This is a genomic window from Methylophaga sp. SB9B (assembly GCF_004832235.1).
GTDB lineage: Bacteria > Pseudomonadota > Gammaproteobacteria > Nitrosococcales > Methylophagaceae > Methylophaga > Methylophaga muralis.
Window position 1 is genome coordinate 1 of record NZ_SSXS01000043.1, and the last position, 257, is coordinate 257.

At 50.6% G+C, this 257-nt stretch carries 1 protein-coding gene; it reads right to left on the reverse strand.

Annotation, left to right across the window (positions count from 1 at the left end; genetic code table 11):
• Positions 1–257 (reverse strand): cobaltochelatase subunit CobN (locus E8Q33_RS16855; RefSeq protein ID WP_371413305.1); only part of this gene is annotated, 257 nt, incomplete at its 3' end.

Below are 257 nucleotides of genomic sequence, written 5' to 3' on the forward strand. Positions count from 1 at the left end.
CGAATCAGAGGCCCAGAGAATGACGCCTTGTTTATTGCGATCGCCAACTTCATGACCTTCAATATTGCCTTTTTCGCCAGCCAATACCGGCGCAGCCAGTTGCTGACCAATATCAAAACCCACACGGGTCGCAGTAAACTGCCATCCAACGCATAAAAATTTCGCCCGGTGGGCAGTGCATCGGGTGTGCGGATCGGATCATTGCCTTTACCTGGTGAGATAAATCGCCCATTCAGACCATTCAGTAAGGCGTCAAT